The 14,536-nt window shown below is 68.0% G+C and carries 15 protein-coding genes; 8 read left to right on the forward strand and 7 right to left on the reverse strand.

The annotated features are described in order from the left end of the window. Positions 1 to 9: 9 nt before the first annotated feature. The gene (locus WFK95_RS17610) at positions 10 to 342 is read right to left on the reverse strand and encodes a hypothetical protein (protein WP_336671396.1); all 333 of its coding nucleotides are present in this window, start codon (positions 340 to 342) and stop codon (positions 10 to 12) included. Between the two features lie 266 nt (positions 343 to 608). Here WFK95_RS17610 and ctaE point away from each other — a divergent pair, with 266 nt between their 5' ends. The 5 genes from ctaE to WFK95_RS17635 all read left to right on the forward strand — a co-directional run bounded on the left by ctaE (position 609) and on the right by WFK95_RS17635 (position 5,655). After that, positions 609 to 1,223: an aa3-type cytochrome oxidase subunit III gene (gene ctaE, locus WFK95_RS17615; RefSeq protein WP_336671397.1), complete on the forward strand. Its 615-nt coding sequence runs from the start codon at positions 609 to 611 to the stop codon at positions 1,221 to 1,223. Between the two features lie 38 nt (positions 1,224 to 1,261). Continuing rightward, a complete protein-coding gene (qcrC, locus tag WFK95_RS17620) occupies positions 1,262 to 2,182 on the forward strand; it encodes a cytochrome bc1 complex diheme cytochrome c subunit (RefSeq protein ID WP_336671398.1) in 921 nt (306 codons plus the stop codon). Then, entirely contained in the window at positions 2,179 to 3,360 is a 1,182-nt protein-coding gene (gene qcrA / locus WFK95_RS17625; RefSeq protein WP_336671399.1) for a cytochrome bc1 complex Rieske iron-sulfur subunit, read from the forward strand. The genes qcrC and qcrA overlap by 4 nt, the downstream gene beginning before the upstream one ends. Next, complete coding sequence (gene qcrB, locus WFK95_RS17630; protein WP_336671400.1) at positions 3,360 to 4,985, forward strand: cytochrome bc1 complex cytochrome b subunit; 1,626 nt, start codon at positions 3,360 to 3,362, stop codon at positions 4,983 to 4,985. The genes qcrA and qcrB overlap by 1 nt, the downstream gene beginning before the upstream one ends. Positions 4,986 to 5,064: 79 nt before the next feature. Next, the gene (locus tag WFK95_RS17635) at positions 5,065 to 5,655 is read left to right on the forward strand and encodes a nitroreductase family protein (RefSeq protein WP_443081568.1); all 591 of its coding nucleotides are present in this window, start codon (positions 5,065 to 5,067) and stop codon (positions 5,653 to 5,655) included. A 1-nt stretch (position 5,656) separates the two neighbouring features. Here the strand turns inward: WFK95_RS17635 and WFK95_RS17640 are convergent, their stop codons facing one another. The 3 genes from WFK95_RS17640 to ctaC all read right to left on the reverse strand — a co-directional run bounded on the left by WFK95_RS17640 (position 5,657) and on the right by ctaC (position 8,059). Next, positions 5,657 to 6,379 carry a hypothetical protein gene (locus WFK95_RS17640; protein ID WP_336671402.1) on the reverse strand — a complete coding sequence of 241 codons (723 nt, stop codon included), beginning with the start codon at positions 6,377 to 6,379 and terminating at the stop codon, positions 5,657 to 5,659. A 114-nt stretch (positions 6,380 to 6,493) separates the two neighbouring features. Further along, positions 6,494 to 6,925, reverse strand: a complete 432-nt coding sequence (locus WFK95_RS17645; RefSeq protein ID WP_068521058.1) for a cytochrome c oxidase subunit 4 — start codon at positions 6,923 to 6,925, stop codon at positions 6,494 to 6,496. 3 nt (positions 6,926 to 6,928) lie between these two features. After that, positions 6,929 to 8,059, reverse strand: a complete 1,131-nt coding sequence (gene ctaC / locus WFK95_RS17650; RefSeq protein ID WP_443081569.1) for an aa3-type cytochrome oxidase subunit II — start codon at positions 8,057 to 8,059, stop codon at positions 6,929 to 6,931. A 207-nt stretch (positions 8,060 to 8,266) separates the two neighbouring features. Between ctaC and asnB the strand changes: the two genes are divergently transcribed. After that, positions 8,267 to 10,231 (forward strand): asparagine synthase (glutamine-hydrolyzing), encoded by a 1,965-nt coding sequence (gene asnB, locus WFK95_RS17655; RefSeq protein ID WP_336671404.1) that lies wholly within the window; start codon positions 8,267 to 8,269, stop codon positions 10,229 to 10,231. 31 nt (positions 10,232 to 10,262) lie between these two features. Beyond that, positions 10,263 to 11,558, forward strand: coding sequence for a hypothetical protein (locus WFK95_RS17660; protein ID WP_336671405.1), 1,296 nt, complete (start codon positions 10,263 to 10,265; stop codon positions 11,556 to 11,558). A gap of 34 nt (positions 11,559 to 11,592) precedes the next feature. Here the strand turns inward: WFK95_RS17660 and trhA are convergent, their stop codons facing one another. The 3 genes from trhA to WFK95_RS17675 form a co-directional block, all read right to left on the reverse strand. Beyond that, on the reverse strand, positions 11,593 to 12,252 hold the full coding sequence (gene trhA, locus WFK95_RS17665) for a PAQR family membrane homeostasis protein TrhA (protein ID WP_336671406.1): 660 nt from the start codon (positions 12,250 to 12,252) through the stop codon (positions 11,593 to 11,595). A gap of 46 nt (positions 12,253 to 12,298) precedes the next feature. Next, a complete protein-coding gene (locus tag WFK95_RS17670) occupies positions 12,299 to 13,288 on the reverse strand; it encodes a carbohydrate kinase family protein (RefSeq protein WP_336671407.1) in 990 nt (329 codons plus the stop codon). A gap of 89 nt (positions 13,289 to 13,377) precedes the next feature. Then, on the reverse strand, positions 13,378 to 13,725 hold the full coding sequence (locus WFK95_RS17675) for a HesB/IscA family protein (RefSeq protein ID WP_336671408.1): 348 nt from the start codon (positions 13,723 to 13,725) through the stop codon (positions 13,378 to 13,380). 121 nt (positions 13,726 to 13,846) lie between these two features. Between WFK95_RS17675 and WFK95_RS17680 the strand changes: the two genes are divergently transcribed. Beyond that, the gene (locus WFK95_RS17680) at positions 13,847 to 14,533 is read left to right on the forward strand and encodes a DUF3043 domain-containing protein (RefSeq protein ID WP_336671409.1); all 687 of its coding nucleotides are present in this window, start codon (positions 13,847 to 13,849) and stop codon (positions 14,531 to 14,533) included. The last annotated feature ends 3 nt before the right edge of the window (positions 14,534 to 14,536 follow it).

The following is a 14,536-nucleotide window of genomic DNA, read 5'->3' on the forward strand; positions in this document are numbered from 1 at the left end:
TCGGGGCGGTCAACCCGGTATCTGGAGCACCTGCCACAGCACGGCCCGCCCGCCGTGCCGCGCGGTGACGCCCGCCATCCGCGAGCGCTCCTGCGAGACGTGCAGAGCATCGACCTTCTGCACCCGCGCGACGGCGACGGTCTCCATCCCGGGGAGGTCCGGCGCACCGTCGGCCGGGACCCGCTCGTACCGGTCCTGCCCGACGAGCCGCAGTACCTCATCGACCTCGTCGCCCGGGATCTCGAGCACGTGCCGCAGCACGCTCTGCGCCTCCGGATCGAAGCCCGCGGAGGCGTCGAGGACCGACGACGAGGCGGCCGCGTCGTCGTCCGATTCGGCCACGGGAACCAAACCGGGGTCGCCGGGCGTTAACTCCTCGACGGTGCGCGTGGACAGGCGTCCGAGAAGGCGGCCCAGACGGGTCCGCTCCTCGGGTCTGCCATTGAGGTCGTAGGGCAAGGTATGCCTTATCTGCCGGTGCCGATCAGGCCGTTGACGTGGCGTTTCGAGTCATCGTGCGGGAGGTCCTGAACCTGCCCGCGATATTCGACGCGCCCAATCTGCGACCCGGGTAGGCATTCGATACTACGACCGGTCATACTTGCGGAGTGACTAGCGCCGCACCGACCTCAGCTACAGCCATCACCCAGCGCGTGCACTCACTCAACCGGCCCAACATGGTCAGCGTCGGGACCATCGTCTGGCTGTCGAGCGAGCTCATGTTCTTCGCCGGGCTCTTCGCCATGTACTTCGTGGCGCGGGCCGGAGCTGGGGAGAACGGATGGCCCCCCGCCGACACGAACATCAGCCTGGCCGCGGCGCTGCCGCCGACCATCGTGCTGATCGCCTCGTCGGTCACCTGCCAGCTGGGCGTCTTCGCCGCGGAGAAGGGCGACGTCTTCAAGTTCCGCATCTGGTACCTGATCTCGCTGCTGATGGGTGCCGCGTTCGTCGCGGGCCAGCTCAACGAGTACAAGACCCTGATCGGCGAGGGCCTCACGCTCAGCTCCTCGGTCTACGGCTCGGTGTTCTACATGGCCACCGGCTTCCACGGCCTGCACGTGATGGGCGGCCTCGTGGCCTTCATCTTCATCCTGGCCCGCAGCCGCGCCTCGAAGTTCACGCCCGCCCAGGCGACTTCGGCGATCGTCGTCAGCTACTACTGGCACTTCGTCGACGTGGTGTGGATCGGCCTCTTCGCCGTCATTTACATCATTCGCTAAAGACGTTTATCTCAGTCGCCATCACAGAGGGATAGCAGATGAGTTCAGCCAACTTTGAGCCCGCCGGCGAGGGAGGCGAGCCCGACGGTGCCGGGCGCGCGTCCGTCGCCTCGGCACAGAAGGCCCGGAAGCAGCGCAAGCTCCGCCGCAAGTTCGCGAGCGCGGCGCTGCTGGTCGGCGGCCTCCTCGCCGCGGGCGGTGTCGCCACGATCGCCAGCCCCACCCCGCAGGTCGCGATCGCCGACGACTTCGACGCCGCGCAGGTCGAGAACGGCAAGCGCCTGTACGAGACCTCGTGCATCAGCTGCCACGGCGCCAGCCTCGAGGGCGTGAAGGACCGCGGCCCGAGCCTCGTCGGCGTCGGCGATTCGGCCGTGTACTTCCAGGTGCACTCGGGCCGCATGCCCGCGACCGTCAACTCGGCGCAGATCGTGCGCAAGCCCGCCAAGTTCGACGCGAAGCAGATCGACGCCATGGGCGCGTACATCCAGTCGATCGGCGGCGGACCGTCGATCGTGTGGGAGTACAACCCGGACGGCTCGATCAAGCGCGACGAGAACGGTAACCGCGTCATCGCGCAGGAGTCGCTGCGCGGCAAGAACCTCGGCGCCGGCGCCGAGCTCTTCCGCCTCAACTGCGCCTCGTGCCACAACTTCACCGGCCGGGGCGGCGCCCTGTCCGGTGGCAAGTTCGCGCCGCCGCTGGATCCCGCGAACGAGCAGGAGATCTACGCCGCGATGCTGACCGGCCCGCAGAACATGCCCAAGTTCTCGGACCGTGCACTGTCGCCTGAAGAGAAGAAGAACATCATCGGCTTCATCAAGAACGTCGGCGAGACCCAGTCCCCCGGCGGCCACGGCCTCGGCGGTTTCGGTACCGCGTCCGAGGGCATGGTGATGTGGGTAACCGGGATGATCGCCGTCGTCGGCGCCGCGATGTGGGTTGGGAGCAGGAATTGACCGCCAAGCCGTTGAACAACGTCCCGTCGGACGACGAACTGGACAACCTGTCCCACGAAGAGCTGGTGAAGCTCGGTACCAACCTCGACGGCGTCGAGCTGGTCTACCGCGAGCCCCGCTGGCCCGTCCCCGGCACCCGCGCCGAGAAGCGCGCCGAGCGCACCGTCGCCCTGTGGTTCGCCCTGGCCGGCGTCTTCGGCGCGGCGCTGCTCGGAGTCTTCCTGTTCTGGCCGTGGAAGTACCAGGGCATCGATGACGCCCACTACTGGTGGTACACGCTGTACACCCCGATGCTGGGCATCACCTTCGGGCTGTCGCTGCTCTGCGTCTTCGCGGGCACCGTGCAGTTCACCAAGAAGTTCATCCCCGAGGAGATCGCGGTCCAGCAGCGGCACGATGCCGGCGGCTCGTCCAAGGTCGACAAGGCCACCACGGCCGCGCTGTTCAAGGACGCGCTGGAGACCTCCACGCTCCCCCGCCGCAAGATGATCATGGCCTCGGCCGGATTCGGTGTCGGCGTCCTCGGCCTCGGTGCCGCGGCCGGCTTCATCGGCGGCCTGGTGAAGAACCCGTGGGCCAAGCGCGAGGCATCGCCCCTGTGGCACACCGGCTGGTCCCCCTACTGGAACTCGCTCGAGAACGACTTCTCGAGCGACCTCAACCACGAGGCCGTGTTCCTGCGCAACGACGTGGGCGACCCCTACAAGGTCAAGCTGGTGCGCGCCGAGGACCTCGACGCCGGCGGCATGATGACGGTCTTCCCGTGGCGCGTCTCGGACGGCTTCGGCGAGACCGAGGAGTCGCGGCTCAAGCTGCTCCACGGCCTCAAGGGCATCCGCAACCCCGTCATGCTGATCCGCCTGCGTCCCGAGGACGCCGTGCGCGCGATCAAGCGTGAGGGCCAGGAGAGCTTCAACTACGGCGACTACTGGGCCTACACCAAGGTCTGCAGCCACTTCGGCTGCCCCACCTCGCTGTACGAGCAGCAGACCAACCGCATCCTCTGCCCCTGCCACCAGTCGCAGTTCAACGCGCTCGAGTACGGCAAGCCGGTCTTCGGTCCCGCCGCCCGTGCCCTCGCGCAGCTGCCGATCTCGGTCAACGAGCAGGGTTACATGGTCGCCAACGGCGACTTCATCGAACAGGTCGGACCGGCCTTCTGGGAGGCGACGCACTGATGACCACACTCGGAGATCGGATCGGCCACCAGGCCAACGATCTGGATTCGCGGTACCACTTCGCGCCCGGGATCCGTCGCCAGATCAACAAGGTCTTCCCCACGCACTGGTCGTTCATGCTGGGCGAGATCGCGCTGTACAGCTTCGTGATCCTGCTGCTGTCGGGCGTGTACCTCACCCTGTTCTTCGACCCGTCGCTGTCGGAGGTCCACTACGAGGGCGCCTACGAGCCGCTGCACGGCGTCGCGATGTCGCGCGCCTACGCCACCACCCTGGACATCTCGTTCGAGGTGCGCGGCGGCCTGTTCGTCCGCCAGATCCACCACTGGGCCGCCCTGATGTTTGCCGCGTCGATCATCATCCACATGGCCCGCATCTTCTTCACCGGCGCGTTCCGTCGCCCGCGTGAGGCCAACTGGGTCATCGGCTGCGCGCTGCTGCTGCTCGCGATGTTCGAGGGCTTCTTCGGCTATTCGATCCCGGACGACCTGCTCTCGGGCACCGGCGTCCGCGCCGCCATGTCGGGCATCGTCGTCGGCCTCCCCGTGGTCGGCACCTGGGTCCACTGGGCCCTGTTCGGCGGGGACTTCCCCGGCGAGCTGCTGATCCCGCGCCTGTACGTGCTGCACATCCTGCTGTTCCCGGGCATCATCCTGGCGCTGATCGCGGGCCACCTCGCCCTCGTCTGGTACCAGAAGCACACCCAGTTCGCGGGCCCCGGCCGCACCGAGGAGAACGTGGTGGGTGTCCGCATCCTCCCCGTCTTCGCGGTCAAGACCGGCGCCTACTTCGCCGCCACCTTCGGCATCATCGCCCTCATGGCGGGCATCTTCACGATCAACCCGGTGTGGACGATCGGCCCGTACGACCCGGCGAAGGTCTCCGCGGGCGTGCAGCCCGACGTCTACATGATGTGGACGGACGGCCTGGCCCGTCTGTGGCCGGCGTGGGAGCTCTACATCTGGGGCCACACGGTTCCGGGCGCCGCGTTCGTGGCGATCATCATCGGCGTCATCATCGGCCTGATGATCGGCTACCCGTGGATCGAGAAGAAGCTCACCGGCGACGATGCGCACCACAACATCCTGCAGCGTCCCCGCGACGTGCCGGTGCGCACCGCGATCGGCGCCATGGCGCTCGCGTTCTACATCGTGCTCACGCTCTCCTGCGTGAACGACGTCATCGCGCTCAAGTTCCACATCTCGCTCAACGCGATGACGTGGATCGGCCGCATCGGCCTGGTCGTGGCACCGCCGGTCGCCTACTGGCTGACCTACCGGTTCTGCATCGGCCTGCAGCGCGCCGACCGCGCGGTTCTGGAGCACGGCATCGAGACCGGCGTCATCGTGCGCCGCCCGAACGGTGAGTTCATCGAGCTCCACCAGCCGCTCGGCCCCGTCGACGACCACGGCCACGCCGTGCCGCTCCCCTACGAGGGCGCGGTCGTCCCGACCAAGGCCAACCAGCTCGGCGCCGCCGGCCAGCCCGGCACGGGCTCGTTCCTGCGGGCCGACTCGGCCGACGAGCAGCGCGACAACGCCGCACGCGATCACGCGAACGAGGTCAAGGCGCTCGAGGCCCTCAAGAAGGTCCAGGACAACGGCGGCAAGCTCGACGTCGAGTAGGTCCTGACAACGCCACTGCGGCCCCTCCCCCACCCGGGGAGGGGCCGCAGTCGTTTCCGGGGTCCGACGGTCCGCCACAATGGACGCCGTGAGCACCTGCGAGGTCCCGGTCGTCCCGGAGGTCCATCCCGCCGTTCTGCGCCGCCACAGCCCGATGGCGTTCGACGCCGACGCGGAGATCGGCGACGCCGCGCTCGACACGATCCTCGATGCCGGCCGCCTCGCACCCTCGGCCGGGAACTCGCAGCCCTGGGCGTTCGTCGTGGGGCGCCGCGGCGACGGCGTGCACGCACGGATCGTCCGGCACCTCGCGGGGAGCTCGGCACGCTGGGCGCCCGACGCCTCCGCGATCGTCGTGAACCTGGCCCGGGTCCTCGTCGAGGACACCGACTGGGAGTACTCGGAGTTCGCCCACTACGACCTCGGCCAGGCCGTGGCGCACATGACGCTGCAGGCCCTCTCCATCGGCTTCGACGCACACCAGTTCCGGGCGTTCGACCGCGACGCCGTCGCCGCCGAGTTCGGGGTGCCGCGGGAGTGGGAGGTGACGTCGATGACGGCCTTCGGGGTCGCGGCGCACGCGCCGGGCACGGTCGCCGGGGTCGCGCGGGAGCGGCGCAACCGGGACGACGTGACGTGGGCGCGCGCCCGCGGCGACGAGCGCCGCTGACTCAGGCCAGGCGCAGGCGCAGCAGGTAGCTGTTCTCCCCCACCGGGGCGCCGGGCTCGCCGAGGCAGACCTCGTGCCAGGCACCGTCGACGGCGGTGAGGCCCCGCTCGCGCAGCTGCACGGCGAAGGCCTTCGCGGTGGGCGTCAGGGCGGCCGACCACCGGCCGTCGACGCGGGTCTGCAGGTACGACGATGCCGGCAGGTCCAGGCAGTGCACGCGGGCGAGACTGAGCCCCTTGCTGACCTCGAGCTGTTCGAGCACGTCGCCCACCTCGGCCTCGTCGATCCACGCGGGTCGGCGCAGCAGCAGCGTCCAGCGGGCCGCGCCGGTGTCCTGCGGCGCCACGTCGCCGCGGAGCCGCTCGAGCGGGGGCATCCGGAAGTCGCTGCGGACCGCGTCGTCGGCGCCGGGGGTGCCGCGGCGGTAGAGGGCCTTGTTGCGCACCTTGACGCCGTACGCGGCCGCGTAGAGGGCCTCCGCGGCCAGGCGGAAGTCCTCCGAGGTGCGGGGGCTGCCGACCGTGTCCACGGCCAGGTAGGCGCGCTCGGGAGCGTGGACGACGCCGGTGTGCCCGACGGTGCCGTAGGCCCCGTCGCCGTACGCCTCGGGCTCCGCCTCCGCGAAGTCGAGCTTGGTCTTCGGCGGAGCGACGGTGCCGCCCCGGCCGCGCACCTCGTCGGCGGTGAGCTTGCGTACGGACAGCCCGGCTCTGGCCTGCGTCATGGGTGCATGCAATCAGGCCGAGACGACCCGCGGGCGGCGCCGCGGTGAACGTGGACGAAAGAACGACGCCCGCCCCGGTGAACTCCGGTGCGGGCGTCGCTGAAAGAACGTGTCCTAGTGCTTCTCGGGACCCTTGTGGTACTCGAAGACGAGGCCCCACGCGGCGCCCACGACGAGCAGGCCGCCGAAGAACCAGAGCCAGTAGAGCTGGAGGGCGACGGAGATGCCGACCACGGCGACCGAGGCCGAGAGCAGGATGGGCCACCACGAGTGCGGGCTGAAGAAGCCCAGCTCGCCGGCACCGTCGGACACCTCGGCGTCCTCGTAGTCCTCGGGGCGGGTGTCGACGCGGTTGGACACGAACCGGAAGTACGTGCCGATGATCAGCGTCAGGCCGCCGGTGAGGAACATGCCGGTCACGCCGACCCACTCCACGGCGCCGTAGCCGTAGCCCGGGCCCCAGATCGCGGTCGCGACGGTGTAGAGGATGCCCGCGAGGAAGAAGAACGCGGTGAGGAACTCGAAGAGTTTCGCTTCGACCTTCATGGGTCAGTTCGCTCCTTCTGCGTTGACGGGCGCGGTGCTGTTGCCCGACGGGGTGCGGCCGGTGCGGCGGGTGTCGAACGGGAACGTGCTCGTGGAGACGCCCACCTCGCCGATCGACTCCAGCGCGGCGACGTTGTCCTTGCCGCCCTGACGCGCCTCGATGTACTTCTTGAAGTTCTCCGGCGTCACGGCGCGGATCTCGAAGTTCATCATGGAGTGGTAGTCGCCGCACATCTCGGCGCAACGGCCGACGAAGGCGCCGGGCCGGTCGATGCTGGACACCTGGAACTTGTTCTGAGTGTGGTTCTGCACCGGGTTCGGCATCACGTCGCGCTTGAAGGCGAACTGCGGGACGTAGAAGGAGTGGACGACGTCGGCCGAGGCCAGGTCGAACTGGATGCGGGTGTCGGTCGGCAGCACCAGGACGGGGATCTCGGCGGACGAGCCCTGCACCTCGACGGTGCTGAACTTCAGGTAGTCGCGGATCTCCTGGAAGCGGCCGTGGTTGGGGCCGCGCTCGGGCTGCGCCTCGACGTGCCCGTGCTCCTTCATCTTCTCGGCTTCTTCGTTGAGCTTCGCGATGTCGGGCTGCTTGCCGTACGGGTTCTCCCGCTCGAGCTTGATCTTGGTGCCGTCGAGGGTGACCTCGCGGTACGCGAAGCGCCAGTTCCACTGGAAGGCGGTGACGTCGACGGTCACGCCCGGGTTGTCCTCGATCTTCTCGACCTTGGTCTGCACGACCACGGTGAAGTAGAAGAGGACGGCGATGATGAGGAACGGGATCGCGGTGTACAGCAGCTCCAGCGGCACGTTGTACGCGGTCTGCCGGGGGAAATCGGGCGAGTCCGCCTTGCGCCGGTGGAACGTGATGGTCCAGAACGTGAGGGCCCAGACGAGCACACCCATGATGAGGGCGGCGACGACGGACCAGCTCCACAGCTCAGTCATGTCACGGGCCTCGGGGGTAACACCCTCGGGCCAACCGAAACGCATCACCTCGTCGGCCGAGCAGCCCGCCAGAGCGAACATGCCAGCGACGAGCCCGGCGGCCAGAACCAGGCGCTTACGCCAGGACGCGGCCCCACCGTGGGCGTTACTTCCGGGTGCCAATGTCGCGCCTTCCTGCTGAAACACGGTCAGTGCTACGGGGCCCGTTCCGGACCGTCTCCCAGTCCGGGAACTCACGGCCGGGGCTGCACGTTCCCCTTGTACTACGCAGCGTAGACCAACGGGACGGGGTACACGTTGCGGGGTCGGCAAATGGCGCGTCGTTTCGCGTGCCCGGCGCACGGGCCTGCGTCGTTCCGGGTGCGGGGCCCCGTTCCGGCATACTGGTCAACCGTGTGTGGCCTCCTGGGATTCCTGTCCGCCGATCGACACGCGGGCGACGTCGTCGACGCGGTGACCGCCGCCGGCCGGTGCATGCGGCACCGCGGCCCCGACGAGTTCGGCGGGTCGTGGCACGACGACGACCTGGCGCTGAGCTTCAACCGCCTCGCCTTCATCGACATCGAGCACGCCCATCAGCCGTTGCGCTGGGGCCCGCCCGAGAGCCCCGACCGGTACGCGCTGACCTTCAACGGCGAGATCTACAACTACCTCGAGCTGCGGCAGCGCCTGACCGACGAGTTCGGCGCCGAGTTCCGCACCGAGGGCGACGGCGAGCCGATCGTCGCCGGCTTCCACCACTGGGGCATCGACGGGGTGCTCGCCGAGCTGCGCGGCATGTTCGCCTTCGCGATCTGGGACACCGAGAAGCGGGAGCTGACACTCGCCCGCGACCAGTTCGGCATCAAGCCCCTGTACGTCGCGACCGGCTCGAAGGGCACCGTCTTCTCGTCGGAGAAGAAGTCCGTGCTCGCGCTGGCCGACGAGGCGGGCCTGAAGCCGGGCCTCGACGCCCGCGCCGTGCAGCACTACACCGTGCTCCAGTACGTGCCCGAGCCCGAGTCGCTGCACCTGGGCATCCGCCGCCTCGAGTCGGGCTGCTACGCCACCCTCTCCCCCGGCGGCGAGGTCGTCGGGCAGCGCTACTTCGAGCCCCGCTTCCCCGTGAAGCCCGTCACCGGCGGCCTGGAGTCCGCCGAGGCGAAGGCCGTCTACCGCGACATCGCCGATGCGCTGCGCGACTCGGTGAAGATGCATATGCGCGCCGACGTGACCGTCGGGTCCTTCCTCTCCGGCGGCATCGACTCGACCGCCGTCGCGGCGCTGGCGATCCAGCACAACCCCGACCTGATCACCATCACCACCGGTTTCCAGCGCGAGGGCTACAGCGAGGTCGACGTCGCCGCCGAGTCCGCCGAGGCGATCGGCGCCCGCCACGTGGTCAAGACCGTCTCCCCCGAGGAGTTCCGCGACGCGATCCCGGCCATCGTCTGGTACCTCGACGATCCGGTGGCCGACCCGTCGCTCGTCCCCCTCTACTACCTCGCGCGCGAGGCCCGCAAGCACGTCAAGGTCGTGCTGTCGGGCGAGGGCGCCGACGAACTGTTCGGTGGCTACACCATCTACAAGGAGCCGCTCTCCCTCGCACCCTTCGACAAGCTGCCGGCGTGGGCGCGCCGCACCGCCGGGAGGATCGGCGACCGGTTGCCCGAGGGCAAGCGCGGCAAGTCGCTGCTGCAGCGCGGCTCGCTGCCGCTCGAGGAGCGGTACTACGGCAACGCGCGCTCGTTCAACGACGCCCAGCTGGACTACGTGCTGCGCGACTTCCGCCCGGAATGGACGCACACCGACGTCACCGCGCCCATCTACGCCAAGACCCGCGGCTGGGGCCCCGTCGAGCGGATGCAGCACCTGGACCAGTTCACGTGGCTCCGCGGCGACATCCTGGTCAAGGCCGACAAGATGACGATGGCCAACTCGCTCGAGCTGCGCGTGCCCTTCCTGGACAAGGAGGTCTTCCGCGTCGCGGAGACCCTGCCCGCCGACCTCAAGCTGGCCGGCGGCACGTCGAAGTACGCGCTGCGCCGCGCGCTGGAGGAGATCATTCCGCCGCACGTGCTGCACCGGAAGAAGCTGGGCTTCCCCGTGCCGCTGCGGCACTGGCTGGCCGGCCCGGAGCTCTACGACTGGGCCCGGAACGTCATCGAGGAGTCGCAGACCGACGAGTGGATCGACCGGCGCGCGGTGCTCGCCATGCTCGACGAGCACAAGGCCAAGGCCCCCGAGGGCTGGCCGGGCGGCACCGACCACTCGCGCCGGATCTGGACCGTCCTGGTGTTCATGGTCTGGCACGGCATCTTCGTCGAGGACCGCATCCACCCCGCCATCGAGGAGCCGGTCTACCCGGTCCGCCTGTAGGCCCCACCTCTTTTACGCTTAGGAAGCGCCGTTGCACGAAAAGCTCGACTCTTGCACGACCGGCGACGTCGTCGTGCTTCGATACGAAGACTTCGACATTTCCGGCGGCAACGCCCTACGCGATCCAGCGGGGACGCGAGTAGAGCGTGACTACGGTGCAACGGTGCACGTAGTCGGCAAAGGTTCGATCACTCGCGACAAGCACTGTCCGTATGCGGCGTACTCATCCACATTGGCTGGTGCGGATCTCGACCAGCTCGTTACCGCTCTGACCGAAGTATTTCAGTACGAACCAGATCGCATTTTCATCGCTGAGAATGATGGATATCTGCCATCACGCCCCGGTGCGACGTGGAGCAAAAACTATTACCTAACAATAAATGACGACCACCTCGCAGCGGTGATTGAGATCGAGCTCTCCGATGCCTCAAAAACCCCCTTAGACCTCGATTCAATCTTGCATGAAATAGCCGAGAGGACCAGGGTCGAAGTCGTTCGAATTAACACCTACCTCGAGTACGACGGCAGTCAGTTCGGATACCCCTGGGAAGACGCTTCCGGACGCCACAGCAAGGACCCAGACCCTGTCGAGAGAGCTCGATTCAAACAGGACATCTCAACGTCCTACGGCGGCACTCGATCAGTCGGGGTTCTCCTGAAGCTAAGCGCGAGCGACAAATCAATCGCTCATCTAGTGCAGGCAGCAGAGGCCATGACCGAGCTACTTTCTGTTACGGATGGAAATCTGCCACCCGGCCCATCCGCAATCCTCGCATGGCTGCGGTCCGGCCATGAGGAGCTACTAATGGGGCTACAGGAGAGTCAATGGCTAGAGGTCAAGTCGGCGCCGTACCGACTCAAGGCTCCCGGAAACGAGGGCATAGCCCAGAAGGTGGAGCTCGCCGAAGACGTGGCACGTCTAGTCAACGGAGAGGCCGAGTCCATTCTCCTCATCGGATTCTCTGAATCCGCGAGAGATGGCGATTTGCGAATCGATCGAGCCCGACCGATCCCCCTCGATATGCTCAATGAGAAGCAGTACGTAAACGTTCTCGACGAACGAGTTTTTCCCGCTGTTCGCGGCCTACAAGTCCATATCATCAAGAAGGACGAAAATTCGGGATTCTTGGCAATCCACATTCCTCGCCAACCGAGCGAAATGATCCCATATCTTGTGAGTGGAGCAATCGTAGGCGATCGGTATCAGAACGCGTTCTTCAGCGTAGTACAACGACGCGGGGAAGGATCGATCCCTATCGGCGCCCGCGAATTGCACACCTACATTGTGGCCGGTCGAGCGTTTCTCCGTCAGGGATTGAACGAATAGTAGGCAGCGCCTCCTTGAAATGCGAGCACAGATTCTAAGCGCCCGCGAGGACAATCCACATCGCGATGTAATGACACAGCGCCGCGACGACGGTGGCGGCGTGGAAGAACTCATGGTGCCCGAAGACGCCGGGCCACGGATTCGGCCAGCGGGTGGCGTAGAGGACCGCTCCCCCGCTGTAGAGCACGCCGCCGACGGCGAGCAGGATCGACGCGGTCCAGCCGGCGCCGCGCACCAGGTCGCCGGCGACGGCGACGACCACCCAGCCGAGCGCGATGTACAGCGGCACGCCCACCCAGCGCGGCGCGTGCGGCCACAGCAGCTTGAGCGCGACGCCGGCGAGAGCACCGCCCCAGACCACGGCGAGCACCCACCGGGCGACGCCGGAGGGCAGGGCGAGGACGGCGATCGGCGTGTAGCTGCCGGCGATGAAGACGAAGATCATGCAGTGGTCGGCGCGCTTCATCCAGATGCGCTGCGCATCGGTCCACTTCCCGCGGTGGTAGGCGGCACTGACCCCGAACACACCGATCACCGTGATCGCGTACACGAGCAGCGCGAGGCCGGCGGCCGGACTCTCCCGGAAGCCCGCGATCACGAGCGGGATCCCCAGGACGGCGGCGCCGAGCGCCCCGAACTGGTGGATCACGCCTCGCAGGCGCGGCTTGACCTCGGGCACACCTGCGATCGTCATGAACCTACGATACCGTAGGTTACTCGCGGGTAATCGATACTGTGACCTACAGCGCAGCGAGGATCTCGGCGGCCACGTCGGCGCCGTACGCCTCGGTCAGCCGCTCACGGGCGTCCTCGACGTCGTAGTCCCACGCCTGCGGCCCCACGGTCTCGAGCACCTTCACCGCGACGTACGAGCCGAGCTGGCCGGCGCGCTCGTAGCTCAGGCCCGCGTCGAGGCCCACCAGGAAGCCCGCACGGAAGGCGTCGCCGACGCCCGTCGGGTCGACGCGGCCGCGATCGGGCACCACGTCGACGTGAATGCGCTCCACGACGGCGCCGTCCGCGCCGTTGACGACGATCTCGGCGCCCTTCTCGGCGAGCGTGGTCACGCGGACCTCGACCATCGCGGTGAGCCGCTCCGCGCTCACGCCGGTCTTCTGCTGGAGCAGGCCCCACTCGTACTCGTTCGTGAACAGGAACTTGGCGCCCTCGACCAGGTCGCGGGCCTCCTCGCCGTTCAGGCGGGCGAGCTGCTGCGACGGATCCGCCGCGAAGGGGATGCCCGCCTCGCGGCACTGCGCGCTGTGCAGGGTCATGGCCGCGGGATCGTTCGCACCGATCACCACGAGGTCGAGCTCGCCGACGGTGGCGGCCACGTCGGCGATCGCGATCTCCCGCGACTCGGCCATCGCGCCCGAGTAGAAGGAGGCGATCTGCGCCATCTCCGAGTCGGTGGTGCACTGGAAGCGCGCGGTGTGCGCGGTCTGCGAGACCCGGACCGCGCGGGTGTCGACGCCCGCGTCCTCGAGCCAGGCGCGGTAGCCCTCGTCGAAATCGGCGCCCACGGCGCCGACGAGTACGGGCCGCCGGCCGAGCCGGGCCATGCCGAAGCTGATGTTCGCGCCGACGCCGCCGCGTTGCAGCACGAGCTCCTCCACCAGGAAGCTCAACGAGACGTGGGCGAGGTGTTCGGCGAGCAACTGCTCGGAGAACTTCCCCTCGAAACGCATCAGATGATCGGTGGCGATGGAACCGGAAACGGCGATCGACACGACGAAACCCTCCCGTGGTCGGCGACGGACGAATCCAGTCAGCCTAACCGCGAGAGGGTTCCGGACGCCTCGCGGGCGTCAGTCGTGCGTCAGTTGAACGAGTCGCCGCAGGCGCACGAGCCGGTGGCGTTCGGGTTATCGATGGTGAAACCCTGCTTCTCGATCGAGTCGACGAAGTCGATCTTCGCGCCGATCAGGAACGGCACGCTCATCCGGTCGACGGACAGCTTGACGCCGCCGAACTCGGACATCACGTCACCGTCGAGCGACCGGTCGTCGAAGTACAGCTGGTACCGCAGGCCCGCGCATCCGCCGGGCTGCACCTCGATGCGCAGCGCCAGGTCGTCACGACCCTCCTGGTCCAGCAGCGCCTTCGCCTTCGAGGCAGCGGCCTCGGTCAGCACCACACCGGTGGTTTCGGTCTCAGCAGTAGTCATAGGTTCTCCTCACAGACGCACGTCGGTGTCTGGTTCAACGGTACTCCCCCGCCCCGCATTCCCGGGAGTCACCATCACCCGCGTCGTCGCGCACCCGGTGGGATCGAATAGGCTGGACGACGTGAAACTCCCCTGGCAGAAGGCCGACGATTCGACCTCCGAGGCGGCGGAGTCCGCGGCAGCCGACACCGTCGACGAGACCGCTGCGGATCCGCTCGCCAAGCCCGCGCCGACGGCGGGCAAGGGCCGCCCCACGCCCAGCCGCCGCGAGGCGCAGGGCCGCAAGCGCGGCCCCGTCGCTCCCGCGCCGATGACGCGGGCCGAGGCCCGGGCGCGGAAGAAGGAGCTGCGCAACTCCATGAGCAAGGAGGAGCGCAAGGCCGCCGCGGCGGATCGTCGCACGCAGGCCAACGAGCGCCGCGAGCTCATGATGCAGGGCGACGAGCGGTACCTGCCGGTCCGCGACAAGGGCCCCGTCAAGGCCTACGTGCGCGATCTGGTCGACGCCAAGCGCCACATCTCCACCATGTTCATCCCGTTCGCGGTCGCGGTGATGGTCTTCATGTTCGTCACCGTCAACCGGCCGGAGCTCGCGGGCATCCCGATGCTCATCCTGCTGGTCATGGTCGCGGTCATGGCGATCGAGGGCATCCTCACCGGCCGCCGCGTCAACAACCGCGTCCGCGAGCGCTGGCCGGACACCACCGAGACGGGTTTCCGCCTCGGCTGGTACGCCTTCATGCGCTCCACGCAGCTGCGACGCATGCGCATCCCGCGGCCGCAGGTCAAGCCGGGCGACGCGGTCTAGCCC

Source organism: Tsukamurella sp. USMM236 (assembly GCF_037148755.1).
Classification (GTDB): Bacteria; Actinomycetota; Actinomycetes; order Mycobacteriales; family Mycobacteriaceae; genus Tsukamurella.

Bases quoted from the DNA above. Each gene is read 5' to 3' on its own strand.
- qcrC (WP_336671398.1), top strand. From the start codon at position 1,262: ATGAGTTCAGCCAACTTTGAGCCCGCCGGCGAGGGAGGCGAGCCCGAC.
- qcrB (WP_336671400.1), top strand. From the start codon at position 3,360: ATGACCACACTCGGAGATCGGATCGGCCACCAGGCCAACGATCTGGAT.
- WFK95_RS17635 (WP_443081568.1), top strand. From the start codon at position 5,065: ATGGACGCCGTGAGCACCTGCGAGGTCCCGGTCGTCCCGGAGGTCCAT.
- WFK95_RS17640 (WP_336671402.1), bottom strand. From the start codon at position 6,379: ATGACGCAGGCCAGAGCCGGGCTGTCCGTACGCAAGCTCACCGCCGAC.
- WFK95_RS17645 (WP_068521058.1), bottom strand. From the start codon at position 6,925: ATGAAGGTCGAAGCGAAACTCTTCGAGTTCCTCACCGCGTTCTTCTTC.
- trhA (WP_336671406.1), bottom strand. From the start codon at position 12,252: ATGACGATCGCAGGTGTGCCCGAGGTCAAGCCGCGCCTGCGAGGCGTG.
- WFK95_RS17675 (WP_336671408.1), bottom strand. From the start codon at position 13,725: ATGACTACTGCTGAGACCGAAACCACCGGTGTGGTGCTGACCGAGGCC.